We start from the raw sequence: 23,353 nt of genomic DNA, 5'->3' as shown, positions 1-23,353 counted from the left end.
TCCGACGATGCGGCGAAGCTCAGAGCTTCAGCAGCGCCTTGGTCTCACGCAGCTGCACGATCTGAGCATTCAGATCCTCGCGCTTCTGCAGATCCTCGGTGGCGTCGTACTGCATCTGGATCGCCTCGATGTCGCGATCGAGGGACGCGGCGTTCAGCTCCTCGATGGGAGCGGCGCGCTCGGCCAGAACCGTCACGCCCTTCGGCCCGATATCGGCGAAACCGCCACGGACGTAGATGCGCTTTCCGGAGCCCTGGCTCTCGGTGATGACGATGACGCCGACCCGAAGGGAGGTGAGGACCGGGGCGTGACCCGCCATAACGGTCATCTCGCCCTCGATGCCGGGAAGCTGAACGGCGTTCACCTCGCCGGAATACAGCGTCCGCTCGGGGCCGACGAAATCGAAGTGGAAGGTGGCCATCGTCTCAGAATTCCTGCCTCAAGCTCTCTTCCCGCGTGAGGGAAGCATGGCCCCTCCCCGGTGCGGGGAGGGGACGACAGGCTGGCTTACGCCGCCTTGAGCTTCTTGGCCTTCTCCTGGGCCTGCTCGATGGTGCCGACCATGTAGAAGGCGGCCTCGGGCAGGTCGTCGTAGTCGCCGTTCACCAGGCCCTTGAAGCCCTTGATGGTGTCCTCGAGCGGCACCTGCACGCCCGGCGAGCCGGTGAACACCTCGGCCACCGTGAAGGGCTGCGAGAAGAAGCGCTCGATCTTGCGGGCACGGGCCACGGTGAGCTTATCCTCTTCGGACAGCTCGTCCATGCCCAGGATCGCAATGATGTCCTGCAGGGCCTTGTAGCGCTGCAGGGTCTGCTGGACGCGGCGGGCCACATCGTAATGCTCCTCGCCGAGGATGGCGGGCGAGAGCATGCGCGAGGTCGAGTCCAGCGGATCCACCGCCGGGTAGATGCCCTTCTCGGCGATCGAGCGCGACAGCACGGTCGTGGCGTCCAAGTGGGCGAACGAGGCGGCGGGCGCCGGGTCGGTCAGATCGTCGGCCGGCACGTAGATGGCCTGCACCGAGGTGATCGAGCCCTTGTTGGTGGTGGTGATGCGCTCCTGCAGGGCGCCCATGTCGGTGGCCAGCGTCGGCTGATAGCCCACCGCCGAGGGGATGCGGCCGAGAAGCGCCGACACCTCGGACCCCGCCTGCGTAAAGCGGAAGATGTTGTCCACGAAGAACAGCACGTCCTGGCCCTCGTCGCGGAACTGCTCCGCGATGGTCAGACCGGTGAGGGCCACGCGGGAGCGGGCGCCGGGGGACTCGTTCATCTGGCCGTAGACCAGGGCGCACTTGGAGCCCTCGGCCGAGCCGCCATGCTCCTTCGGGTCGACGTTCACCTTGGACTCGATCATCTCATGGTAGAGATCGTTGCCCTCGCGGGTGCGCTCACCGACGCCGGCGAACACCGAGTAGCCGGAGTGCACCTTCGCGATGTTGTTGATCAGCTCCATGATCAGCACGGTCTTGCCGACGCCGGCGCCGCCGAACAGGCCGACCTTACCGCCCTTGGAGTAGGGGGCCAGCAGGTCCACCACCTTGATGCCGGTGACGAGGATCTGCGCCTCGGTCGACTGGTCGGCGTAGGAGGGGGCCGGCTGGTGGATGGCGCGGTAGGTGTCGCACTGCACCGGGCCGAGTTCGTCGATCGGCTCGCCGATGACGTTCATGATGCGGCCGAGGGTGTTCATGCCCACCGGCACCTTGATCGGCTCGCCGGTGTCCGTGCACTCCTGGCCGCGGGTCAGGCCCTCGGACGTGTCCATGGCGATGCAGCGGACGGTGTTCTCGCCGAGCTGCTGGGCGACCTCGAGGACGAGGCGAGCGCCGTTGTTCTTGGTCTCCAGGGCGTTCAGGATCTCGGGCAGGTGGCCCTCGAACTGCACGTCGACCACGGGGCCGATGACCTGGGTGATCTTGCCGACCTTGTTGGAGCCGGCGCCGGGGAGTGCGGTGTTCGCCATTGTCTGCCTACCCTTCAATCTGTGCGGACGGTGCCGATACCCTTAGAGGGCCTCGGCGCCGGAGATGATTTCGATGAGCTCCTTGGTGATCATCGCCTGACGGGTCCGGTTGTAGACCAGCGTCTGCTTCTTGATCATCTCCCCCGCGTTGCGGGTGGCGGAATCCATCGCGCTCATGCGTGCGCCCTGCTCGGAGGCGGCGTTCTCCAGCAGCGCCCGGTACACCTGCACCGCGAGGTTCTGCGGCAGCAGGGTCTCCAGGATCACTTCCTCGGAGGGCTCGAACTCCAGCGCGGCGTTGCCGCCGGGCTTGGCTGTCGTCTCGGTCGTGGCCGGAAGCTCCGCCGGGATGAGGCGCTGCGCCGTCGGGATCTGCGAGATCACCGAGCGGAACTCGGCGAAGAACAGCGTCGCCACGTCGAACTCGCCGGCATCGAAGCGCGCGACGATCTTCTGCGCGATCTCGGAGGCGAAGGCGTAATCCACCGGCCTGTTGCCGCGGATGTCCATGCTCTCCACGATCTGGTCGCGGAACTGGCGGCGCAGGAGGTCGAGGCCCTTCTTGCCGACGGTCATGAACTTGACCGTCTTGCCCTCGGCCTGAAGCTTCAGGGCATGCTCGCGGATGGCGAGGCGGACGATCGAGGAGTTGAACGCGCCGCAGAGGCCGCGATCGCCGGTGCAGACGACGAGCAGGTGCACCTGCTCCGCGCCGGTGCCCGAGAGGAGCTTCGGGGCGTTGTTGCCGCCGATCATGTTGCCGGCGAGATTGCCCAGCACGCCGGACATCTTCTCGGCGAAGGGGCGGCCCGCCTCGGCGGCCATCTGGGCGCGGCGCAGCTTGGCCGCGGCGACCATCTGCATGGCCTTGGTGATCTTCTGCGTCGCCTTCACCGAGGTGATGCGGTTCCGCAGGTCCTTCAAGCTCGCCATCGAGTGAGGTCCAGGTCCGTTCCTAGGGGCCTCTCCTCCCTCGCGGAGGGAGGAGGCGGATCGTGCCCGCCCCGGTCAGGCGAGCGCAAACCTGATCCCGGGCGATCCCGGGATCAGAGGGTCTTGGGTCAGGCGACCGACTTGGCCACGCCTTCGACGACGCTCTTCAGCTTGCCGGCATTGTCGTCCGACAGGTCCTTGGAGGCAGCGATCGAGTCGAGCAGGTCCTTGTGCTTGGTGCGCAGGGTGCTGAGGAGCTGGTCCTCGAACGGGCGCACCTTCGCGAGGGGCATCTTGTCGAGGTAGCCGTTCACGCCGGCGTAGATCACCGCAACCTGCTCTTCCATCTTCAGCGGCGAGAACTGCGGCTGCTTCAGGAGCTCGGTCAGGCGCGAGCCGCGGTTCAGCAGCTGCTGGGTCGAGGCGTCGAGATCGGAGCCGAACTGCGCGAAGGCCGCCATCTCGCGGTACTGCGCCAGCTCGCCCTTGATCTTGCCGGCGACCTTCTTCATCGCCTTCGTCTGGGCCGAGGAGCCCACCCGCGACACCGAGAGGCCGACGTTCACCGCCGGGCGGATGCCCTGGTAGAACAGGTCGGTCTCAAGGAAGATCTGGCCGTCGGTGATCGAGATCACGTTGGTCGGGATGTAGGCCGACACGTCGTTGGCCTGGGTCTCGATGACCGGCAGGGCGGTCAGCGAGCCATTGCCGGCGGCGTCGCCCATCTTGGCGGCGCGCTCCAGCAGGCGGCTGTGGAGGTAGAACACGTCGCCCGGGTAAGCCTCGCGGCCCGGCGGGCGGCGCAGCAGCAGGGACATCTGGCGGTAGGCGACGGCCTGCTTGGACAGATCGTCATACACGATCACGGCGTGCATGCCGTTGTCGCGGAAGTACTCGCCCATGGCGCAGCCGGCGAACGGCGCGATGAACTGCATCGGCGCGGCATCGGACGCGGTGGCGGCGATGACGATGGAGTATTCCAGGGCGCCCTGGTCCTCGAGGACCTTCACGAACTGGGCCACCGTCGAGCGCTTCTGGCCGATGGCGACGTAGATGCAGAACAGCTTCGACTTCTCGTCGCCGCCCGCCGTATGGCCCGGCTTCTGGTTCAGGATCGTGTCGAGGGCGATGGCGGTCTTGCCGGTCTGGCGGTCGCCGATGATCAGCTCGCGCTGGCCACGGCCGACCGGGATCAGGGCGTCGATGGCCTTCAGGCCCGTCGCCATCGGCTCGTGCACCGACTTGCGCGGGATGATACCCGGTGCCTTCACGTCGACGCGGCGGCGCTCGGTCGAGACGATCGGGCCCTTGCCGTCGATCGGGTTGCCCAGCGCGTCCACGACGCGGCCGAGCAGGCCCTTGCCGACCGGCACGTCCACGATGGAGCCGGTCCGCTTGACGGTCTGGCCTTCCTTAATCTCACGGTCGGAGCCGAAGATCACGATGCCGACGTTGTCCTGCTCGAGGTTCAGGGCCATGCCCCGGACGCCCGACTCGAACTCGACCATCTCACCGGCCTGAACGTTGTCGAGGCCGTAGGCGCGGGCGATGCCGTCACCGACGGAGAGAACCTGACCGACCTCAGAGACTTCGGCTTCCTCGCCGAAGTTCTTGATCTGGTCCTTGAGGATCGCGGAGATCTCGGCGGCGCGGATGTCCATGCTCGTGCCCCTGTGGCTTTAGCGTCTGTCGAATTACGGGTCGCGGGGTGGTGGCGCGCTTAGCGCGCAGCCCTCATCGCGAGGCGGATACCGTTGAGCTTGGTCTTGAGCGAGGCGTCGACCATGCGGGAGCCCATCTTCACGACGAGGCCGCCGATCAGGCTCGGATCGACCACGAGGTCGATGTCGACATCCGCTTTCGCGATGTCCTTCAGCGACGCCTTGATCTCCTCGATCAGCGTCTCGGAAGGCCGCTCCGCCACCCGCACCTCGGCGCGGACGATGCCCTTCGAATCCTGCACGAGGGAGCGGAAGGCAGCGATCATGCCCGGCAGGGCGAACAGCCGGCGGTTGGCGGCCGACAGGCGAATGAAGTTGGCGGCGAGCCCGGTGATGCCGGCCTTTTCCAGGATGGCGCTGATCGCGGCTTCCTGCTCCTCGGCGCTGAAGACAGGGCTGCGCACGAGGCGGCGGAGATCCGCGCTCTCCTTGAGCAACCCGTCGAATTGATTGAGGGCCTCGGCCACCGCGTCAAGCTGGCGCTCGTCTCGCGCGAGCTCGAAGAGGGCGGAAGCGTACCGGCCCGACACGCCTGCGACCAGGGGACCAGCCTCGGAACCGTTCTGCGCCACCCGTCGCTCTCTTCTCTCGTTGCCCGCGTGGTCGGGTTTGAGACCCGTCCGCGCGCTGCGCAAGACCTTTCGGCCCTGGGCAATGGTTTTTGGATCGCGCCGGGATCGGACAGGGCTTCCGTCGCCCCCGTCCGGCGCGGCGACCGCCTAGCATGGCTCAGCGGATGGGCGCAAGGCGACGCTGGCCCCTGCGCGACAGGGCGGCAGAAGTGTGACGCCCGTTAACCGTGCAAAAATACCGGGTCAGATGCGATGGGCCGTGACGAGGGTCGCAATGCCGGCGTCGCCTTCGGGCGTCCCATGACTGACTTGCCAGATCGAGCGAATGCGCGGGGTCGTGCCGTTCGGCGTGAGAATCGCCCCCTCGAAGACGAGGCGGTGCCCCCAGAGACGAGGAGGAATACGGACGCCGACGAAGTTCACCGCCGAGGTATGTTCGAACAGGCAATCGATCACGGCGTCCGGGCGCTCGGCGGAGTAGCCCTGGGATAGCCACCAGCGCGCCTTGGCTGGGCTGTTGCCTTCGGTGTTGAGGAGATAACCGCTGACTTTGGCCGGAGCGACATTGAAGCCCGCCGGCCACGCGATGTAGGGCAGCATCCGCCGTCAGCGCTGGCCGCGCGTCTTGATCTGACCGGCCATGAGCGTCGCGATTCCGGTGAAGGGCGCGTCGAACTCGATATCGAAGGCTTCCGCGTCCCCCCATACGGCCACGACGGTGCCGACCGTTCCCGCCGGCACGAGTTCGTCGTCGTCCGTCCTCTCGTCGGCGACGAGCGTCACCGTGTCGAGTTCGTCGATGGGGAACCGGCGGGCGTGTTCGGCTCGCGTGAAGCTCGGGCGTTTGATCGTCTGGAAAGTCACCGCCGCAATCCCCGGGAGGGTTCAGTGAAATCTGCTCCCCCCCGATGCCGTTCGCAAGGGGATCAACACGCCAGCCGGTCGCAGCGGCGGGTGCTGGCGATCATCTTGGCCATGGATTTCGCGCCGGGATGGCCGAGGATGCCCGAATTGCCGAGTACGTAGGAGGGGGTGGCGTAGAGCCCGAGATCGGCCGCCATGCGCATGTGGCTGCGCAGGGCGAGGCGCACCTCGTCGCTGTCGGCGATCTCCTCGATCTCGGTCTGCGGCACGCCGAGGGCCGTCGCGGCGGTCAGCGCGCCGGGGCCGTCGATGCGGCCGGGCTTCGAGAGGAGTGTCCGGTAAAAGCCGAACGCCGCCGCCGAGCCGAGCTTGCGCTGCACGGCGAGCGTCACCTTGGCGGCCTGCGCCGAATCCGGGGACAGAATCGGGTTGTGGACGAGCCCGATGCGCAGGGTTGAATCGGACTCGTGCAGAGCGACCACGTCGGCGGCGGCCTTCCGGCACCACGGGCAGTTGAAATCGAAGAACTCGTAGAGGACCGTCTCGCCGTCCTTCGGGCCGGCATAGGTCACGCCGCGTAGGCTGGGAATCTGGCCGGTGATCTCGCCGGGGAGGATCGAGTTCGCCACCGCCTTCCCGTCATCGCCCGTCACGGCGACGCGCTGGCCGTAGGATTGTGCGGCGGCCGGGCCCGCGAGGGCGAGGCCGGCGGAGGCCGCGAGGAGGCGGCGACGGGTCATCATCATGGCTGCGGAACCGAGCGGCGTCAGATGGCGCATTTATGGCCATCGCCGGGTTCGCATCACCTTAAGCCGGGCGGACGGTCGCCGCTGGCCCAGGCGAGGGCCTGTTCGAGGCGATCGTTGCCCCAGAACAACTCGCCGTCGTCGGTGAGGAAGGTCGGCGCGCCGTAGATGCCGCGCGAACGGGCCTCCTCCACGCTGACGCGAAGCTTCGTCTTGTTCGTGTCGGAGGCGGCGGCCTTGAGCACCTGCGTCCCGTCGAGGCCAAGCGAATCGAGAATCGCGACCACGGCCGCCGGCTCGGAGATGGAGCGCCCCTGCGAAAAGCTCGCCGAGAATACCGCCTTCGAGAACGGCACGAGCCAGTCCTGATCCTGCCCGAAGATCGCCACCCGCACCGCGTTGAGGCTGTTCTGCGGGAAGGGGTCGGGCTTGGTAATCGGCGGCAATCCGTATGCGGCGGCCTGCCGTTCGAGGTCGCGCCACATGTTGCGGCCCTTGGCTGGGAACAGGTTGAACGGCGAAGTCGTCCAGCCCTGCGAGGCGAACAGGGGACCGACGAGGAACGGCCGCCAGCGCACGCTCACCCCAGCCGTCTCCGCCGCCGCCTCGATGCGCTGTGCCGCGAGGTGCGAATAGGTCGAGGCAAATTCGTACCAGAACTCCAACACGGGCTGGCGCGCCATCTGTTCGGCCTTTCGGTCATCGTCTCAAAGGGTCGCTCTGGCCAAGTTGGGCCGGCAACGCCAGGGCTCAAGGCATCCGACGTATGGATTCGGGCCCATCTTCACAGGGGCATACGCTCAAGACGGCATGCCGGTTGCAGGCGGGTGTCGCCCGCGATAAGCCGCCGCGATCCACGCCCTCCCGTTACCGGACGTCGCATGACCGATCCCGCCAAGCCCGCCGTGAAGAAGGTCGTGCTCGCCTATTCGGGCGGCCTCGACACCTCCATCATCCTGAAGTGGCTGCAGACCACCTATGGCTGCGAGGTGGTGACATTCACCGCCGATCTCGGCCAGGGCGAGGAGCTGGAACCCGCCCGCCGCAAGGCGGAACTGCTCGGCATCAAGCCGGAGAACATCTACATCGAGGACCTCCGCGAGGAGTTCGTCCGCGATTACGTGTTCCCGATGTTCCGGGCGAACGCGGTCTACGAAGGCGTCTACCTGCTCGGCACCTCCATCGCCCGGCCGCTCATCGCCAAGAAGCAGATCGAGATCGCCGAGCGCGTCGGCGCGGATGCCGTCTGCCATGGCGCCACCGGCAAGGGGAACGATCAGGTCCGGTTCGAGCTCGGCTACTATGCCCTCAAGCCCGACGTCACGGTCATCGCCCCCTGGCGCGAATGGGACCTGCGCTCCCGCGAGCAGCTGATCGCCTTCGCCGAGCAGCACCAGATCCCGATCGCCAAGGACAAGCGTGGCGAGAGCCCGTTCTCGGTGGACGCGAACCTGCTCCACGCCTCCTCCGAGGGGAAGGTGCTGGAGGATCCGGCCGTCGAGGTGCCGGATTACGTCTACTCGCGCACGCTCTCGCCGGAGGAAGCGCCGGACGAGCCGACCATCGTCACCATCGGCTTCGAGCGGGGCGATGCCGTCTCCGTCGATGGCGTGGCGATGTCGCCCGCCACGCTGCTCGCCAAGCTCAACGAATTGGGCCACGCGAACGGCATCGGGCGCCTCGACCTCGTGGAGAACCGCTTCGTCGGCATGAAGAGCCGCGGCATGTACGAGACGCCCGGCGGCACGATTCTGCTTCCGGCGCACCGGGCCATCGAGTCGATCACGCTGGATCGCGGCGCGGCGCACCTGAAGGATCAGTTGATGCCGCAATACGCGGAGCTGATCTACAACGGGTTCTGGTTCTCGCCGGAGCGGGAGATGATCCAGGCGCTCATCGACAAGAGCCAGGAGAAGGTCACCGGCACCGTGCGGCTGAAGCTCTACAAGGGCGGCATCCATGTCATCGGCCGCGAGAGTCCGCACTCCCTCTACGACCAGGATCTCGTGACCTTCGAGGAAGGCGCCGTCGCCTACGACCACCGCGACGCGGCGGGCTTCATCAAGCTCAACGCCCTGCGCCTTCGCACCTTGGCCCAGCGCAAGAAGCGAGAGGGTTGATCACCGCCGCAGGCAGGCCGCCAGACCCTCCGTCCGCCCCATCATCCCCTGGATGCGCGCCGCCCGTCGGCGCACGCCGGCGGAGGGGCGGCCGGCGCTGCGCAGGATCGGGTTTGGCAGCACGGCGGCGAGCAGGGCCGCCTCCTGACGGGTGAGGTCGGCGGCGTCCTTGTGGAACCAGTAGCGGCTCGCCGCCTGCGCCCCGTAGATGCCGTCCCCCCACTCGGCGACGTTGAGATAGATCTCCATCATCCGCCGCTTGCCCCACAGGGTGTCGAGGGCGAGCGCCAACGGGATCTCGACGGCCTTGCGGATGTAGGACCGCCCCGGCCACAGGAACACGTTCTTCACCGTCTGCATGGCGATGGTCGAGGCGCCGCGCGAGGGGGAATCCTCGTCCTCCACGACATCGCGGATCGCCCCGAAATCGACGCCGTGGTCGAGGCAGAAGCGCTGATCCTCGGAGGTGAGCACCGCAAGTTGCAGGGCGGGCGCGATCCGCGCCAAGGGGACGGCCTGTCGGTCCACCGGTTGCAGCGTCAACCAACGGCCAAGCATGAGAGTCGACGGCGGCGTCACCGCGCTATAGACGAGCGCCAACGTGAGCACGATGACGACACTCAGCGCGGGAGCGAGCAGCAGCAGCCCGACAAGCCGCCGCCACGGCGTCGCCCGCCTCGGCCGGGCGAGCGGTCGCCCGGATCGCGCCTCCTCCAACGGCCTTTCGGCCCTGATCTTTTCCTCCCTCACGCCGATGCTCAACTCACTCCGCACGGCCAGATCCGGACGCGACGCCCGATGAACCCGAACTCCTCAACGCAGTCGGACGCCCGTCCGGTCAAGGCGAACTCTTCCGCGCCCGACTTTTCCCACAGGCTCGCGCAGGTTGCGCAGCAGGTCGAGACATTCCTTGTGGAGCGGCTCGGCGAGCAGACCGGCCCCGGCGAGATCACCCGCCCGCCGCGCCTGATGGATGCGATGCGCCATGCGGTGCTCGGCGGCGGCAAGCGTCTGCGGCCCTTCCTCGCCATCGAGACGGCGAAGATGCTCGGCGGGGCCGAGGCGGCGGCGCTCGCGGCCGGCGCGGGTGTCGAGCTGGTGCATTGCTACTCCCTCGTCCACGATGACCTGCCGGCGATGGACAACGACGACATGCGCCGGGGCAAGCCCACGGTGCATAAGGCCTACGACGAGGCGACCGCGATCCTCGTGGGCGACGCTCTACAGACTTTGGCCTTCGAGGTGGTGGCCGATCCGGCCTGGCAGCCCGATCCGGCCATCCGCGCCAATCTCGTCCTCGGCCTCGCCCGCGCGTCGGGCCTCGGCGGCATGGTCGGCGGGCAGTTGCTCGACCTGACGGCCGAGGGCCGCTTCGGCGCCGTGAACCTCGACGTGGACGACACCCTGCGGATGCAGGCGATGAAGACCGGCGCGATTCTGGCCTTCTCGGTGGAGGCCGGCGCCCTGGTCGGCGGGGCCGACAAGGGCCAGAGCGCCGCCCTGCTGCGCTATGGCCACGCTCTGGGCCAGGCCTTCCAGATCGCCGACGACATCCTCGACCGCGAGGCGTCGCCCGAGGCGATGGGCAAGGCGACCGGCAAGGACAAGGACGCCGGCAAGGCGACCCTGGTGGACCGCCTCGGCCTCGATGGCGCCCGCGCCGAGTGCGACCGCCTCGTGGCGGTCTGCGAGGATGCGGTGTCCCAGTGGGGCGAGGGCGCCCGCGTCCTGCGCGACGCCGCCCGCTTCACCGTGGCTCGGAAGACCTGAGGGCTTCTACGGCGGCCATTGCCGGGCGCTGTGTAGGACCCGGAGGATCGTCACCGCTCGGTCGTTCTCTGCGTAGACGACGACGTAGGTCGAGCGGACGACCATCTCCCGCGTGCCGGCGACGCGGCCGGCGCGATACAGTTTCGGGCGTTCGGTTAAAGCTGCCGCCCTCGTCTCGATCTCATCCTTCAGCCGTTGCGCTGCATCGATGTTGTCGTCCGAGATATAATCCACGATCGCCAGCAGGTCCGCTCGGGCGGCCGGATGCCATTCAAGAACGGGCACCGCGCTTCCGATCGATCAGGGCCTGTGCGTCATCCATGACCTCATGGTGGGGAACGGCTGGGCTGGGATCGGCCAGGGCTTCCTGAACCTTGGCCCGAAACCACGCATCGTGGGCATCTGGGTCGGCGGTGAGCCCGGACGGCAAGCCGCCTTCATGCACGACGCGGGTGAGCAGGATGCGGACGGCATCCGACACCGTCAGGCCGAACTTCGCCAGCGTCTCCGACGCGTCCGCTTTCAAGGCGTCGTCGACGCGGACATGGAGCATTGAGGTTCGGGGCATCATCCCTCCGGGCGATCCGGCCTGTCTCTCAAATGAGATGCACGCCCGGTCGCCTGTTGCAAGAGGCGTTCACCCCCGCCCGACGAACGGCATCTTCGTCGCCATCACGGTCATGAACTGCACGTTCGCCTCGATGGGCAGGTTCGCCATCATGAGGACGGCCTCGCCGACGTGCAGCGGGTCCATCACCGCTTCGGCGCGGACGCTGCCGTCCGCCTGCGGGACGCCCGCCTTCATGCGGCCGCCCATCGCGGTGTCGGCGTTGCCGATGTCGATCTGGCCGCAGGCAATGTCGTAGGCGCGGCCGTCGAGGGAGGTCGACTTGGTGATGCCCGTCACCGCGTGCTTCGTCGCCGTGTAGGCGATGGAGTTCGGGCGCGGAGCGTAGGCCGAGATCGAGCCGTTGTTGATGATCCGCCCGCCGCGCGGGTTCTGGTCGCGCATGATGCGGAAGGCATGCTGCGTGCAGAGGAAGATCGCGGTCAGGTTCGTGTCCACGACCTGACGCCACGTCTCCAGGGGCAGGTCTTCGAGGGGAACGGCCGGCGCGCCGATGCCGGCATTGTTGAAGATCATGTCGAGGCGACCGAACCGCTCCAACGTGGCGTCGAACAGGGCCTTGATCGAGGCAGGGTCGGTCACGTCGGTGGGGACGACGAGGGTGTTCTCGGCACCGATCTGCACGGCGACCTCCTCCAGCGGCTGGCGGCGGCGCCCCGACAGCACGACCTTCCAGCCCGCCCCGGCGAGCGCGACGGACGCCGCCTTGCCGACGCCGGTGCCGGCACCCGTAACGATCGCGATCTTGCCCGTGGCGCTCATTTCGTCCTCCCGGTTCCCGTTGCGTCAGGCTGTAGAGCGAGCCTCGCGCGGCTTGCAACGCCCGCCTTTGTGTTCCGGCCGGGAATGCCCCCGATTGTCGCTGCCGGAACGGTTGGCGAAACGGGGCGTCGAGAGAGGTGATGAGCCAGTCGCCCCCAGCCCCGGACGAACTCATGTTCCGCCGCGTCGATCTCGGTGAGGTCACGCTGAATGTCGGCGAGGCCGGGCCGGGCGACGGGCCTGTGGTGATCCTGCTGCACGGGTTCCCGGAGAGCGCGGCCGGTTGGCACCGGCAGGTCGGACCGTTGGCGCGTGCGGGCTTTCGCGTGGTCGTGCCGGATCAGCGCGGTTACGGGCTCAGCGACAAGCCCGAACGCATCGAGGCGTATCACCTAGACCGCCTCGCGGCGGATGTCGTGGCCTTGGGGCGGGCCTGCGGCGCGGAGCGATTCTTTCTCGCCGGCCACGATTGGGGCGGCCTCGTCGCATGGTGGGTCGCGAGCTTCCACTCGGAGCAGGTCATCCGCCTTGCGATTCTCAACGCACCCCATCCTGGTATCGTCGCCGGATATATCCGACACCATCCCGGCCAGTGGCTGCGCAGCCTGTATGTCGGCTTCTTCCAGTTGCGGGGCTTCGCCGAGCGCTGGCTGACGGCGGACGATGCCAAGGCCCTGCGCCGGGCCCTCGTGAGCACCAGCCGGGAAGGCACGTTCTCGAAGGCCGATCTCGACGCCTATGCTCGCGAATGGACGCGGCCTCGCGCCATGACGGCGATGCTCTCTTGGTATCGCGCCCTCTTGAGGCTACCGCGGCGCGATCCGCCCCGGGTGACGATGCCGACGCTCATCCTCTGGGGGAAACGCGATCACGCCCTCCAGCCGGGGCTCGCGGAAGCGAGTTTACGGCTGTGCGACAGCGGCCGGATCCGCTGGTTCCCTGACGCGACTCATTGGATTCAGCACGAGGAGCCGGTCGCGGTGTCTTCGGCCCTCGAAAGCTTCCTCCAGCCTAGCGAACAGCCTTGAATAACCGGATCATCTGCTGCAACCGGGTTTAATCCCTCATCTAAGCATTCGAACATCGCTATTTTTTTATCGCTGTTCGCGGAACTCCTTCGGGACTGCGACTTTGAGCCGCTGCCTGACATTTTTGTCCAGAGGAATTCCGTGATCTCGCTTCGTACCTCTCTCGCCGCCGGCCTCGTGCTCGGCGCTCTCTTCGCAGGTTCGGCCCAGGCCGCGCCGGCTCCGGTCCAGCCGGGCCTCGGTCAAGACGGCCTGATGGAGACTGTGGCGATGCACCGCCACCACCGTCACCGGATGCACCGCCATCACTCGACCCGGCACGAGCGCCGGATGCGCCGCATGAACACCATGCGCCACGGTGATCCGAACGCCCGCAACCCGCAGCAGCCCGGCTACAAGCAGCAGCTCGGCAACACCACGGGCGGCCCGCGCTACTGATCTTCGACCGACGACAGGCCCGGCACCGCGCGTGCCGGGCCACGACGTCCCCAGGCAAGCGGCAGGGTGGGACTGATTCGGAGCGGGGGCTCTGGTAGGAAGGCGGCATGGGCCGCACCTCTCGTATCCCCCAGTCGCCGCCGGAGACGGGCAACCTCGACGCGGTCGGCGCCACGCCGATGATGGCGCAGTACATCGAGATCAAGGCGGCCAACCCGGATTGCCTCCTGTTCTACAGGATGGGCGATTTCTACGAGCTGTTCTTCGGCGACGCGGAGATCGCCTCGCGCGCCCTCGGCATCGTCCTGACCAAGCGCGGCAAGCATGCCGGGGCGGAGATCCCGATGTGCGGCGTGCCCGTCGAGCGGGCCGACGATTACCTCAGCCGCCTCATCGGCCTCGGGCACCGGGTCGCCGTCTGCGAGCAGACCGAGGACCCCGCCGAGGCCAAGAAGCGCGGCCCGAAATCCGTGGTGCGGCGGGAGGTGGTGCGCCTCGTCACCCCGGGCACCATCACCGAGGACCGCCTCCTCGATCCCGCGAGCGCCAACCTGCTGCTCGCCATCGGTCGGCAGAAGGCGTCGGAGAGCGGCTTCGTCTACGGGCTCGCGGCCATCGACATCTCCACCGGCCGGTTCTCCCTCAGCGAGGTCCCGGCGGGCGAATTACCCGGCGCCGTCGCCCGACACGACCCGCGCGAGATCGTCCTGTCCGAGGCGATCCATGCCGATCCGGCCCTGGCGCGGCTGTGGCAGGATACGAAGGCCGCCGTGGTCCCGCTGGCCCAGGCCGAACTCGAACCCTCGGCCGCCGAACGGCGAATTCGCGAGCAATACGGCGTCTCGACCCTCGACGGGTTCGGCCGGTTCAGCCGCGCGGAGATCGCGGCGGCGGGAACGGGCCTCCTCTACATCGCCCGCACCCAACTCGCCGCTCGCGCGCCGCTCGCCGTGCCGAGCCGCGAGGAGACCGGCGCGACGCTCTCCATCGATGCCGCCACGCGGGCCAACCTCGAACTGACGCGCACCCTCTCCGGCGAGCGGACGGGGAGCCTGCTCGCCACCATCGACCGCACGGTGACGGCGAACGGCGCGCGCCTCCTGGCCGAGCATCTGGCCGGGCCGCTCACCGACCTGAGCCGCATCGCCCGACGGCAGGATGCCATCGCGCGTCTCGTCGAGGATGCCACCCTCCGCCACGCCTGCCGCGAGGCGCTGGCTGCTGCGCCGGACCTGCCGCGCGCCCTCTCCCGCATCGGCCTCGGCCGTTCCGGGCCGCGCGATCTCGCGGCGGTGCGCGACAGCCTCGCGGCGGCACTGCGGATCGCGGAGACGCTGCGCGCGGCGCCGGACCTACCCTCGGCCCTCACCGAGATCGGCCGGGCACTGTCCGGCGTCGATCCGGAGATCGGCGCGACGCTCGCCGCCGCCCTGGCCGACGAACTGCCGCTCTCGCGGCGCGACGGCGGCTTCGTGCGGCCGGGCTTCCTGGCCGAGATCGATGAGGCGCGGCTGCTCGGGCAGGATTCGCGGAAGGTCGTGGCGGCCCTCCAGGCTCGCTACGCGGAGGAGACGGGCTGCCGGACCCTGCGGATCAAGCACAACAACCTGCTCGGCTATTTCATTGAGGTTCCGCAATCGATCGGCGAAGCCTGCCTCAAGGGATTGCAGAAGGAATTCGTCCACCGGCAGACGATGGTGGATGCCATGCGCTTCACCAGCGTCGAGTTGGGCGAGTTGGAGAGCAAGATCTCCGGCGCCTCCGACCGGGCGCTCGCCCTCGAAAGCGAGGTGTTCGACGATCTCGCGGGGGCGGTCGTGGCGGCCTCGGCGAGCCTCAATGCGGTGGCCGACGCCCTCGCGTCCCTCGACGTGGCGGGGAGCCACGCCGCGTTGGCGATCGAAGGCGATTGGCGCCGGCCCATCGTGGACGATTCGCTGTCCTTCGCCATCGCCGGCGGACGGCATCCAGTAGTTGAGGCGGCCCTGCGGCGGACGGGCGAGCCGTTCATCGCCAACGATTGCGACCTGTCGGGCGAGGGGCGGGGCCGCATCCGGCTCATCACCGGCCCGAACATGGGCGGCAAGTCCACCTTCCTGCGCCAGAACGCGCTGATCGTCGTGCTGGCGCAGATGGGCGCTTTCGTGCCCGCTGCCTCGGCGCGGATCGGGCGCGTGGACCGCCTGTTCTCCCGCGTCGGCGCCGCCGACGACCTCGCGCGCGGCCAATCGACCTTCATGGTCGAGATGGTCGAGACCGCCGCGATCCTGAATCAGGCGACCCGCCGTTCGCTGGTGATCCTCGATGAGATCGGGCGCGGCACCGCGACCTTCGACGGCCTGTCCATCGCCTGGGCGTGCCTCGAACACCTGCACGAGGCCAACGCCTGCCGCGCGCTGTTCGCCACGCACTTCCACGAGCTGACGGCTCTGGGCGACCGGCTCCCCCGGATCGACAACGCGACCCTGAAGGTCGCGGAGCACCGGGGCGGCGTCGTGTTCCTGCACGAGGTAGTGCCCGGCATCGCCGAGCGCAGCTATGGGTTGCAGGTCGCCCGCCTCGCCGGCCTTCCGGGGAGCGTCGTCACGCGGGCGGGGGCGATCCTCAAGAGCCTGGAGAAGTCGCAGGGCGGACGTTCGGCCCGGGCGAGGATCGACGATCTGCCCCTCTTCGCGACGCTGAGCCCGCCGCCGCCGCCAGAGCCCCCGGTCGAATTGCCGGAGGACAAGCTCGCCCTGCTGCTCGACACCATCGATCCCGATGCGCTGACCCCGCGCGAGGCGCTGGAAGCACTCTACCGGCTGAAGCGCGAACGGGAGGAAAGCCGGGTGCCCGGCTGAGCCGCTAATTGGCGCGAAGGGGAATCGCGATATCGACCCGCGTGCCGGAGGCCTGAGGTAGCCAGCGGACGGTGCCGCGCAATTGCTTGGCGACCATCTCCACGAGGCTGCGGCCGAATCCGGAGACCTCCGGGACGGTCGCATCGAAGCCGACGCCGTCGTCGCAGATCTCGACGGCCATGCCGATCTCCGTCCGCCGGGCGGTGATCGAGACGCGGCCGGGGCGCCCGTGGGGAAAGGCGTGGCGCAGGGCGTTGGCCACGAGTTCGTGGATCATCAGCGCCAGCGGGGCGGCCATGGAGGCGGGGAGCCGGATGGCCTCGACCTCCGTGTCGATGCGGATGCGGTCGTCCGCCATGCCCGCGTCGAGGTCGGAGAGCAGTTCAGCGACGAATTCCGTGAGGGCGAAATGGCTGCCGTCCTCCTCGGTGTAGAGGAGGCGATGGGCGATCGAGAGCGCGCCGATGCGCTCGACCATGCCTTCCAAGGCGTCCCGCGCCTCGCCGTCCTGGGTGCGCCGGGCCTTCAGCAGCATCAGCGAGGAGATGACCTGAAGGTTGTTCTTGGCCCGGTGGTCGATCTCGTGAATCAGCGCCGTCTTCTGCGCGAGGTCGGCGATCAGGCCCGAGACCTTCTGGGCCTCGACGTGAAACTGGGTCGTGTCCGTCTGCGACGCGAAGAAATAGGCGAGGCCCTGATCGTCGCTGACGGGCGTGATCGTCAGCGCGTTCCAGAAGGTCGTGCCGTCCTTGCGGTAGTTCAGGATCTCGGCGGAGACCGCGCGGCCCGCGCTGACGGCCTCGCGCAGGCGTGCCACCTCGGCGGGGTCGGTCTCCGCGCCCTGGAGCATACGGCAGTTCCGGCCCGTCACCTCGTCCAGGGCGTAGCCCGTCTGGCTGAGGAAGGCCGCGTTCGCCCAGACGATGGGATGGTCGTGCGCGCGCGCGTCGGCGACGAGCATCGGCGAAGGCGTCGTCGCGAACGCCGCCGCTAGGGTTTCAGCGGAAGGACCGCTCTCTGGCCCGGTACTCAACGCCTCATCCACTCCGCCCCATCACTCGGTCTTGTCGCCCCGAAGTAAAAGGCCCGTTAATCACCTGTTGACCATCATACGGGGGTCAGCCCGCGCGGCAAAACACGGCCAACGCACGGTCGCCATGTTTCTGCCTGACAAGAGCGAGCAGGTCGAGGAGTTCCAGCGCATGCCCGTCGCCGCTCAGAAGCAAACGCGCCGGTTTCGGATGCGCGACATCGTCGAGGACAAACGCATCCTGCTAATGCTGGCGCTCGGCTTCTCGTCGGGCCTGCCGCTTCTGCTGGTGCTTGGGACTTTCACCCTGCGCTTGGCCTTCTCGGACATCGACGTGAAGACCATTGGTCTGTTCAGCTACGTCGCGCTGCCCTATTCCCTGAAGTTCCTCTGGGCGCCGATGATCGATCGGCTGGATGTTCCGCTGTTGTCGCGCGCGCTGGGCCGCCGCCGGGCCTGGATGGTGACGACACAGCTCGCCACGGCGACGGCATTGCTCCTGATGGCCTTCGCGGATCCGAAGACCAGCCTCGCCCTGCTGGGCTTCGGCGCCTTCCTTGTGGCCTTCTGCGCGGCAAGCCAGGATGTGGTGGTCGATGGCTGGCGCATCGACGCCGCCGGCAGCGACATGCAGGGCATCCTCGCCGCGACCTCGAATCTCGGATACCGCCTCGGGCTTATCACCGCCGGGGCGGGCGCCCTGTTCATCGCGGCTTCCGGCGGCTGGCAGATCGCCTATCTCAGCATGGCCGCGCTGATGCTCGTCGGCTTCATCGCTGCGTTGCTGGCGCCGCCCTACGACCGTCGGGTGCAGGCCGCCGAACAGGCCGCGCCGACCTCGCGGCTGTGGTCGGCCCGCCGCGCCCTAGTGGAGCCGCTGACGGAGTTGCACGCCCGCTTCGGGCCGGCGCTCTACGCGATCCTGCTCCTCGTCGCCCTGTTCCGCCTGCCGGACTTCCTCTCCGGCGTGATGGCGAGCCCCCTCTACCGGACGCTCGGCTTCGACCTGAAGGAGATCGCCACCGTCACCAAGCTCTACGGCGTGTGGGTCGGCATCGCGGGCGGGTTCGTCGGCGGCTGGGCGCTGGCCCGCCTCGGCATGTTCCCGACCCTGCTGCTGGGCGCCTTCCTGGCGGCGGCCTCGCATCTCGCCTTCGCGTGGCTCTCGGCCGGCGCGCCGGAGATCTGGCGGCTGATCGTGGCGATCTCCGTCGAGAACTTCTGCGGCTCCTTCGCCGGCATCGTGCTCATCGCCTACATGTCGAGCCTCACGAGCCCGGCCTATGCGGCCACGCAATACGCCCTGTTCTCCTCGCTCTATGCGTTGCCGGGGAAGCTCATCGCCGGCTCGGCGGGCTTCATCGTCTCGGCCATCGGCTACCCCGCCTTCTTCACGTTCACGTCGCTGATCGGGCTTCCGGTCCTGGCCCTGTGCGTGGCCGTCGGGCGGCGGACGGGCGTCAAAGAGCCGGCGGAGGATGGGAACTCCCCGAGTGTCTCCCCGCTTCCTTCCCCCGCGAGGACGCCTAAAACGGCGTGAGAGCGAAGGACACAGTCTTGAGCGGTGGTGCCATGACGAGCGGCGATGTGATCCTCTCCGGGGAGATCCTTCCCCCCGCCGATACGGCGGCTCCGGCCCTGAGCGAGGACGACCTCGCCGCCCTGCGCCGGGCGGTGCAGTCGCTGGAACAGCCGGGCCTCGCGGCGCGGCTCTCGGCTGCTGCGGGCACGCCCATCGAGATGATCGGCCGCTCGCTGCCCACGCCCGTCATGGACGCGGTGGCCAAGGGCACCGAAGCCGCCCTGCGCACCGCGATCCGCGTCGCATTGGCGACCCTGCCGAAGAATAGCGAAGCGGCGGTAGCGTCCCACCTGCCAGTGCCGCAGACCGAGCCGGAGGGCCGGCTGAAACGGCTGCTTGGCTCCGGCGAGGGCAAGCACAAGGCTCTCGCGGCCATCTCCGGTGCGCTCGGCGGCGCGTTCGGCCTCGCCACCATCGCGGTCGAACTCCCCGTCTCCACGACGCTCATGCTCCGCTCCATCGCGGAGATCGCGCGCGAGGAGGGGGAGGACATCGAGACGCCGGAGGGCGCGCTCGCCTGCATCCAGGTCTTCGCGCTCGGCGGCGGCAAGCTCGCGAGCGCCGAGGCTGGCGCGACGCTGACCGAGAGCGGCTATTTCGCCGTGCGCGCGGCGCTCGCCAAGACCATGTCCGAGGCCGCGCGATACGCCGGTACGATCACCCTGGTGGACCAGTCCGGCCCGGCGCTGATGCGCTTCGCGGCGCAGGTCGCCGCGCGGTTCGGCATCGTCGTGTCGGAGAAGGTCGCCGCGCAGGCTGTGCCGATCCTCGGCGCGGTGGGTGGGGCGGCGGTCAACACCGTGTTCATGAGCCACTTCCAGTCGACGGCGCGGGCGCATTTCATCATCCGCCGGCTGGAGCGGCGCTACGGGGCCCCGGCGGTCAGGGCCGCCTACGAGATCGAAAAGGCCGCCCTCGGCCCGGCCTGACACTCACGGGAGCAGGATTCTGATCGGCAACGCAGAGATGATCGCGCGGCTCGCGGCAGCCGCGCTGTTCGGCAGCGTCGTGGGGTTGGAACGCGAGCGGCTGCTTTGGGCCGCCGGCCTGCGCACTCACATGCTGGTCTGCACCGGCTCGTGCCTCATCATGCTCGTCTCGGCCTTCGGCTTCGCCGACGTGCTCGGCGCGCACAACGTGGTGCTCGATCCCTCCCGCATCGCGGCGCAGGTCGTCTCGGGCATCGGCTTCCTCGGCGCGGGGACGATCCTGCTCAAGGGCGAGGTGGTGAAGGGCCTCACCACGGCCGCGAGCCTCTGGGCGGTGGCGGCCATCGGGCTCGCGGTCGGCGCCGGGCTCTACGTGCCGGCCCTCGCCGCGACGGCCATCGTGGTCGGCATCCTCGCCGGGGTGAAGCCGTTCGAGGAGCGCTGGCGCGACCGTCTGCGCGGCCACGGTTTGCGCCTGACGGTGAAGCGCGGGACCATGTCGCTGGACGCGCTCCACGCGATCACCGGGGATTACGCCTCCCGCATCCGCCAGTTCGTGGTCTCCCCTGCCGAGGACGCCGACCACGAGGTGGTGACGGTACAGTTCTCGGCGCTCCCGCCCGCCGCCCTAGCCCTCATCGAGCAGAAGCTGCGCGAATCGGGCGACGTGGTGACGGTCGAGACCAAGGGCGGGTGAGGGCGGCTCAGATCCCGCCGTCGAGGAACAGGCGGTAGGCCGGGTTCGCGGTCTCTTCCGTGGCCGGATAGCCCAGATCCTCGATCGCCGCCTCGAACCGTGCCTGATCCTCGGGCGGCACGTCGATGCCGGCGAGGACGCGGCCGTAATCGGCGCCATGATTGCGGTAGTGGAAGAGGGTGATGTCGAAGTTCGGCGCCAGGGCGTCGAGGAACTTCATCAGCGCCCCGGGCCGCTCCGGAAACTGGAAACGGAACAGCCGCTCGTGCATCAGGCCGGGGCTGCGGCCGCCGACCATGTAGCGCACATGGACCTTGGCCATCTCGTTGTCGCTCATGTCGAGCACGCGGTAGCCGGCCTCGCCGAGCGAGCCCATCAGCTCCTGCTTCTCGCGCTTGCCGCCGGCGAGGTTGATGCCGACGAAGATCTGCGCGTCCGAGGCAGGCGCCTGCCGGTAATTGAACTCGGTGATGGCGCGCGGGCCCAGGGCGTTGATGAAGGCCCGGTAGGCGCCGGGCTTTTCGGGGATCGTGACGCCCAGCAGCACCTCCCGTTGCTCGCCGATCTCGGCGCGCTCGGCGATGTGGCGCAGGCGGTCGAAGTTGAGGTTCGCTCCCGACGAGATGGCGATGAGCGTCCCCGAGCCCCCGTTCTGCTCGGCATAGAGCTTCGCGCCGGCGAGGCTCAGCGCCCCGGAAGGCTCGGACACGGCGCGGGTGTCGTCGAAGATGTCCTTCACCGCTGCGCACATGGCGTCGGTATCGACGGTGATGATCCCGTCGAGATTCTCCCGGCACAGGCGGAAGGTCTCTTCGCCCGCGCGCTTCACCGCCACGCCGTCCGCGAACAGGCCGACGGAGGGCAGGTCCACGAGGCATCCGGCATCGAGCGCGGCCTTCATGCAGGCCGCGTCGTCAGGCTCGACGCCGATCACCTTGGTGCCCGGCCGAAGGTACTTCACGAAGGTCGAGATGCCGGCCGCGAGCCCGCCGCCGCCCACGGGCACGAAGATCGCCTCGATGGGCCCGGTATGCTGCTGCAGGATCTCCTTGCCGATGGTGCCCTGGCCGGCGATCACGTCCTCGTCGTCGAACGGGTGCAGGAAGGTCAGGCCGTCCTCGTGCTCCCGGCGGCGGGCCTCGGCCAGGGCCTCGTCGAAGGCGTCGCCGTGCAGAATGACCTCTGCGCCCCGCGCCCGGCAGGCATCGACCTTGATGGACGGGGTGGTGCGCGGCATCACGATCACCGCGCGGGCGCCGAGCTTCGCCGCCGCCAGCGCCACGCCCTGGGCATGGTTGCCGGCCGAGGCGCAGACGACGCCGCGCGCCACCTGCTCCGGCGCGAGGCCGGACATCTTGTTGTAGGCGCCGCGCAGCTTGAACGAGAAGACCGGCTGTAGATCCTCGCGCTTGAGCAGCACGGGACGTTCGAGCCGACGCGTCAGGCGCGGCATCGGATCGAGCGGGCTCTCGATCGCCACGTCGTAGACGCGGGCGGTGAGGATCTTCTTGATGTAGTCTGTCATCGGCTGCGAAGGGGCTCGGGAGCCACGGGGCATAGACCCTTGCGCCGAGCGAGGCGAGGGCGGCCCCGGCAGGGCTGCTCCGCTATCGCGTGACGGGCTCGGGCACCATGCGGCTGATCCACTTGGCCAGAAGCGGCCCGGTCAGCAACACCACGAAGAGCCGCAGCGTCTGCACCGCCAGCACGAAGGACACGTCGGCCTGCGATCCCACGGCGATGATGGCCACCGAATCGAGCCCGCCGGGGCTCGTCGCCAGGATCGCGGTGAGGAGGTCGATGGGCAGGAGGAGCGTCAGCAAAAAGCCCCAGCCCGCGCAGAGCAGGATGACCGAGAAGGTCGCCACGAGGATGCCGGGCAGGGCGCTTACCGTCAGCCGCAGCGTCTCGCGGGTGAAGCGCAGGCCGACGTACCAGCCGATGCAGGCATAGGCGAGTTCGAGGATCGGCACCGGCAGCGCCATGCGCACGAAGCCGGTGGCGTGGAGCACGGAGCCTAGCACCATCGGCCCGATCTGCGCCCCGGCCGGCACCCGCAGCTTGATCGCCACGAACGCGCCGATGGCCGCGACGAGGAGGGTGGCGGCCACCGAACTCGCCGCGGTCGCGTCGCCTGCGGCGGCGGCCGTGCCGGTGGGCGCGCCGCTCATGAGGAAGCGCGCGGCCACGGAGGCCGAGAACACCACGGCGGCGACGCGGACATATTGCATGAAGGCGACGAGGCGCGGATCGGCCCCGAAATCCTCGGCCATGGCGACCATCGCGGAGGCGCCGCCGGGCGAAGAACCCCAGGCCGCCGTCGTGCCGGGCAGGATGCGCAGGCGCGTGAGCATCCAGCCGACGAAGGCCGAGGCGGCAACCGTCACCAGCACCACGGCGACGATCAGGAACCCGTCCTCGAACAGCGTCTGCGCGATCTGCCCCGTTACGGCATGGGCCACGAGGCAGCCGATCATCGCCTGGGCCGCCAGGAAGCCCGGTCGCGGCACGGTGAGGTGCGAGCCGCCGACGCCGAAGGCGATGGCCGCGATCATCGGCCCGAGCAGCAGGGCGGCGGGGAATTGCGCGGCGGTGAGACCGTAGGCGATGGCGGCCGAGACCGCGACGAGCGCGATCCAGAGGCCGATGGTGCGGAGGGGAGGCACGGCGTTCGGGGGATGCATTCCCGCCGGAGATGACGGGCGCCCCGCCGGCTACACCCGCCAGG

The 23,353-nt window shown here is 68.7% G+C and carries 24 protein-coding genes; 8 read left to right on the top strand and 16 right to left on the bottom strand.

What is annotated here, in order from left to right; genetic code table 11:
• Positions 1-19 precede the first annotated feature (19 nt).
• The 9 genes from AAHF99_RS06755 to AAHF99_RS06715 form a co-directional block, all read right to left on the bottom strand.
• Positions 20-421: a F0F1 ATP synthase subunit epsilon gene (locus AAHF99_RS06755; protein WP_342163314.1), complete on the bottom strand. Its 402-nt coding sequence runs from the start codon at positions 419-421 to the stop codon at positions 20-22.
• Positions 422-507: 86 nt separating this feature from the next.
• On the bottom strand, positions 508-1,965 hold the full coding sequence (gene atpD, locus AAHF99_RS06750; protein ID WP_243957524.1) for a F0F1 ATP synthase subunit beta: 1,458 nt from the start codon (positions 1,963-1,965) through the stop codon (positions 508-510).
• Positions 1,966-2,007: 42 nt separating this feature from the next.
• Complete coding sequence (locus tag AAHF99_RS06745) at positions 2,008-2,898, bottom strand: F0F1 ATP synthase subunit gamma (RefSeq protein ID WP_342163313.1); 891 nt, start codon at positions 2,896-2,898, stop codon at positions 2,008-2,010.
• A 128-nt stretch (positions 2,899-3,026) separates the two neighbouring features.
• Complete coding sequence (gene atpA / locus AAHF99_RS06740) at positions 3,027-4,559, bottom strand: F0F1 ATP synthase subunit alpha (RefSeq protein WP_342163312.1); 1,533 nt, start codon at positions 4,557-4,559, stop codon at positions 3,027-3,029.
• 59 nt (positions 4,560-4,618) lie between these two features.
• Entirely contained in the window at positions 4,619-5,191 is a 573-nt protein-coding gene (locus tag AAHF99_RS06735) for a F0F1 ATP synthase subunit delta (protein WP_342163311.1), read from the bottom strand.
• A gap of 243 nt (positions 5,192-5,434) precedes the next feature.
• Positions 5,435-5,791 (bottom strand): DUF6883 domain-containing protein, encoded by a 357-nt coding sequence (locus AAHF99_RS06730; protein WP_342163310.1) that lies wholly within the window; start codon positions 5,789-5,791, stop codon positions 5,435-5,437.
• A gap of 6 nt (positions 5,792-5,797) precedes the next feature.
• Positions 5,798-6,055, bottom strand: coding sequence for a DUF4926 domain-containing protein (locus tag AAHF99_RS06725; RefSeq protein ID WP_342163309.1), 258 nt, complete (start codon positions 6,053-6,055; stop codon positions 5,798-5,800).
• Between the two features lie 62 nt (positions 6,056-6,117).
• Entirely contained in the window at positions 6,118-6,801 is a 684-nt protein-coding gene (locus AAHF99_RS06720; protein WP_342163458.1) for a DsbA family protein, read from the bottom strand.
• Positions 6,802-6,857: 56 nt separating this feature from the next.
• Positions 6,858-7,484, bottom strand: coding sequence for a 2-hydroxychromene-2-carboxylate isomerase (locus AAHF99_RS06715; RefSeq protein ID WP_342163307.1), 627 nt, complete (start codon positions 7,482-7,484; stop codon positions 6,858-6,860).
• 198 nt (positions 7,485-7,682) lie between these two features.
• Here AAHF99_RS06715 and AAHF99_RS06710 point away from each other — a divergent pair, with 198 nt between their 5' ends.
• On the top strand, positions 7,683-8,921 hold the full coding sequence (locus tag AAHF99_RS06710) for an argininosuccinate synthase (protein WP_342163305.1): 1,239 nt from the start codon (positions 7,683-7,685) through the stop codon (positions 8,919-8,921).
• Here the strand turns inward: AAHF99_RS06710 and mtgA are convergent, their stop codons facing one another.
• A complete protein-coding gene (gene mtgA, locus AAHF99_RS06705; protein WP_412759848.1) occupies positions 8,922-9,683 on the bottom strand; it encodes a monofunctional biosynthetic peptidoglycan transglycosylase in 762 nt (253 codons plus the stop codon).
• Positions 9,684-9,719: 36 nt separating this feature from the next.
• Between mtgA and AAHF99_RS06700 the strand changes: the two genes are divergently transcribed.
• The gene (locus AAHF99_RS06700) at positions 9,720-10,691 is read left to right on the top strand and encodes a polyprenyl synthetase family protein (protein WP_342163303.1); all 972 of its coding nucleotides are present in this window, start codon (positions 9,720-9,722) and stop codon (positions 10,689-10,691) included.
• 6 nt (positions 10,692-10,697) lie between these two features.
• Here AAHF99_RS06700 and AAHF99_RS06695 read toward each other — a convergent pair whose 3' ends face one another.
• The 3 genes from AAHF99_RS06695 to AAHF99_RS06685 form a co-directional block, all read right to left on the bottom strand.
• Positions 10,698-10,976, bottom strand: coding sequence for a type II toxin-antitoxin system RelE/ParE family toxin (locus AAHF99_RS06695; RefSeq protein ID WP_342163302.1), 279 nt, complete (start codon positions 10,974-10,976; stop codon positions 10,698-10,700).
• On the bottom strand, positions 10,963-11,262 hold the full coding sequence (locus tag AAHF99_RS06690) for a type II toxin-antitoxin system RelB/DinJ family antitoxin (RefSeq protein ID WP_342163300.1): 300 nt from the start codon (positions 11,260-11,262) through the stop codon (positions 10,963-10,965). Before AAHF99_RS06690 ends, AAHF99_RS06695 begins: the two co-directional genes overlap by 14 nt.
• Positions 11,263-11,328: 66 nt before the next feature.
• Positions 11,329-12,081 (bottom strand): SDR family oxidoreductase, encoded by a 753-nt coding sequence (locus tag AAHF99_RS06685; protein WP_342163299.1) that lies wholly within the window; start codon positions 12,079-12,081, stop codon positions 11,329-11,331.
• Positions 12,082-12,221: 140 nt separating this feature from the next.
• Between AAHF99_RS06685 and AAHF99_RS06680 the strand changes: the two genes are divergently transcribed.
• From AAHF99_RS06680 to mutS, 3 genes are all read left to right on the top strand, one after another.
• On the top strand, positions 12,222-13,109 hold the full coding sequence (locus AAHF99_RS06680) for an alpha/beta fold hydrolase (protein ID WP_342163297.1): 888 nt from the start codon (positions 12,222-12,224) through the stop codon (positions 13,107-13,109).
• A gap of 144 nt (positions 13,110-13,253) precedes the next feature.
• Entirely contained in the window at positions 13,254-13,547 is a 294-nt protein-coding gene (locus AAHF99_RS06675; RefSeq protein ID WP_342163456.1) for a hypothetical protein, read from the top strand.
• Between the two features lie 107 nt (positions 13,548-13,654).
• Complete coding sequence (gene mutS, locus AAHF99_RS06670) at positions 13,655-16,387, top strand: DNA mismatch repair protein MutS (RefSeq protein WP_342163295.1); 2,733 nt, start codon at positions 13,655-13,657, stop codon at positions 16,385-16,387.
• A gap of 4 nt (positions 16,388-16,391) precedes the next feature.
• Here the strand turns inward: mutS and AAHF99_RS06665 are convergent, their stop codons facing one another.
• On the bottom strand, positions 16,392-17,420 hold the full coding sequence (locus AAHF99_RS06665) for a histidine kinase dimerization/phosphoacceptor domain -containing protein (RefSeq protein WP_342163294.1): 1,029 nt from the start codon (positions 17,418-17,420) through the stop codon (positions 16,392-16,394).
• 169 nt (positions 17,421-17,589) lie between these two features.
• Here AAHF99_RS06665 and AAHF99_RS06660 point away from each other — a divergent pair, with 169 nt between their 5' ends.
• From AAHF99_RS06660 to AAHF99_RS06650, 3 genes are read left to right on the top strand one after another with little or no spacing between them, the layout of a single operon-like run.
• Positions 17,590-18,957, top strand: coding sequence for an AmpG family muropeptide MFS transporter (locus AAHF99_RS06660; RefSeq protein WP_342163455.1), 1,368 nt, complete (start codon positions 17,590-17,592; stop codon positions 18,955-18,957).
• Positions 18,958-18,989: 32 nt separating this feature from the next.
• Positions 18,990-19,928 (top strand): EcsC family protein, encoded by a 939-nt coding sequence (locus AAHF99_RS06655; RefSeq protein WP_342163293.1) that lies wholly within the window; start codon positions 18,990-18,992, stop codon positions 19,926-19,928.
• Positions 19,929-19,965: 37 nt separating this feature from the next.
• The gene (locus AAHF99_RS06650; RefSeq protein WP_342163292.1) at positions 19,966-20,625 is read left to right on the top strand and encodes an MgtC/SapB family protein; all 660 of its coding nucleotides are present in this window, start codon (positions 19,966-19,968) and stop codon (positions 20,623-20,625) included.
• Positions 20,626-20,632: 7 nt separating this feature from the next.
• On the opposite strand, the gene ilvA is transcribed toward AAHF99_RS06650, so the two are convergent.
• Together ilvA and AAHF99_RS06640 are read right to left on the bottom strand one after the other, a co-directional pair.
• Positions 20,633-22,150, bottom strand: a complete 1,518-nt coding sequence (gene ilvA, locus AAHF99_RS06645; RefSeq protein ID WP_342163291.1) for a threonine ammonia-lyase, biosynthetic — start codon at positions 22,148-22,150, stop codon at positions 20,633-20,635.
• Positions 22,151-22,232: 82 nt separating this feature from the next.
• Positions 22,233-23,291, bottom strand: coding sequence for an AbrB family transcriptional regulator (locus AAHF99_RS06640; RefSeq protein ID WP_412759843.1), 1,059 nt, complete (start codon positions 23,289-23,291; stop codon positions 22,233-22,235).
• Between the last annotated feature and the right edge of the window lie 62 nt (positions 23,292-23,353).

This window comes from Methylobacterium litchii, from assembly GCF_038442315.1.
GTDB classification, from domain to species: Bacteria; Pseudomonadota; Alphaproteobacteria; order Rhizobiales; family Beijerinckiaceae; genus Methylobacterium; species Methylobacterium litchii.
This window is presented reverse-complemented; position numbering and strand designations above follow the sequence as displayed.

Excerpts from the sequence above, each read along its gene's own strand:
- AAHF99_RS06745 (WP_342163313.1), bottom strand. The coding sequence starts at position 2,898 with ATGGCGAGCTTGAAGGACCTGCGGAACCGCATCACCTCGGTGAAGGCG.
- AAHF99_RS06685 (WP_342163299.1), bottom strand. The coding sequence starts at position 12,081 with ATGAGCGCCACGGGCAAGATCGCGATCGTTACGGGTGCCGGCACCGGC.
- ilvA (WP_342163291.1), bottom strand. The coding sequence starts at position 22,150 with ATGACAGACTACATCAAGAAGATCCTCACCGCCCGCGTCTACGACGTG.
- AAHF99_RS06660 (WP_342163455.1), top strand. The coding sequence starts at position 17,590 with ATGCCCGTCGCCGCTCAGAAGCAAACGCGCCGGTTTCGGATGCGCGAC.
- AAHF99_RS06710 (WP_342163305.1), top strand. The coding sequence starts at position 7,683 with ATGACCGATCCCGCCAAGCCCGCCGTGAAGAAGGTCGTGCTCGCCTAT.
- AAHF99_RS06690 (WP_342163300.1), bottom strand. The coding sequence starts at position 11,262 with ATGATGCCCCGAACCTCAATGCTCCATGTCCGCGTCGACGACGCCTTG.
- atpA (WP_342163312.1), bottom strand. The coding sequence starts at position 4,559 with ATGGACATCCGCGCCGCCGAGATCTCCGCGATCCTCAAGGACCAGATC.
- AAHF99_RS06730 (WP_342163310.1), bottom strand. The coding sequence starts at position 5,791 with ATGCTGCCCTACATCGCGTGGCCGGCGGGCTTCAATGTCGCTCCGGCC.
- AAHF99_RS06720 (WP_342163458.1), bottom strand. The coding sequence starts at position 6,801 with ATGATGATGACCCGTCGCCGCCTCCTCGCGGCCTCCGCCGGCCTCGCC.
- AAHF99_RS06655 (WP_342163293.1), top strand. The coding sequence starts at position 18,990 with ATGACGAGCGGCGATGTGATCCTCTCCGGGGAGATCCTTCCCCCCGCC.
- AAHF99_RS06700 (WP_342163303.1), top strand. The coding sequence starts at position 9,720 with ATGAACCCGAACTCCTCAACGCAGTCGGACGCCCGTCCGGTCAAGGCG.
- AAHF99_RS06715 (WP_342163307.1), bottom strand. The coding sequence starts at position 7,484 with ATGGCGCGCCAGCCCGTGTTGGAGTTCTGGTACGAATTTGCCTCGACC.
- AAHF99_RS06650 (WP_342163292.1), top strand. The coding sequence starts at position 19,966 with ATGATCGCGCGGCTCGCGGCAGCCGCGCTGTTCGGCAGCGTCGTGGGG.
- atpD (WP_243957524.1), bottom strand. The coding sequence starts at position 1,965 with ATGGCGAACACCGCACTCCCCGGCGCCGGCTCCAACAAGGTCGGCAAG.
- AAHF99_RS06680 (WP_342163297.1), top strand. The coding sequence starts at position 12,222 with ATGAGCCAGTCGCCCCCAGCCCCGGACGAACTCATGTTCCGCCGCGTC.
- mutS (WP_342163295.1), top strand. The coding sequence starts at position 13,655 with ATGGGCCGCACCTCTCGTATCCCCCAGTCGCCGCCGGAGACGGGCAAC.
- AAHF99_RS06755 (WP_342163314.1), bottom strand. The coding sequence starts at position 421 with ATGGCCACCTTCCACTTCGATTTCGTCGGCCCCGAGCGGACGCTGTAT.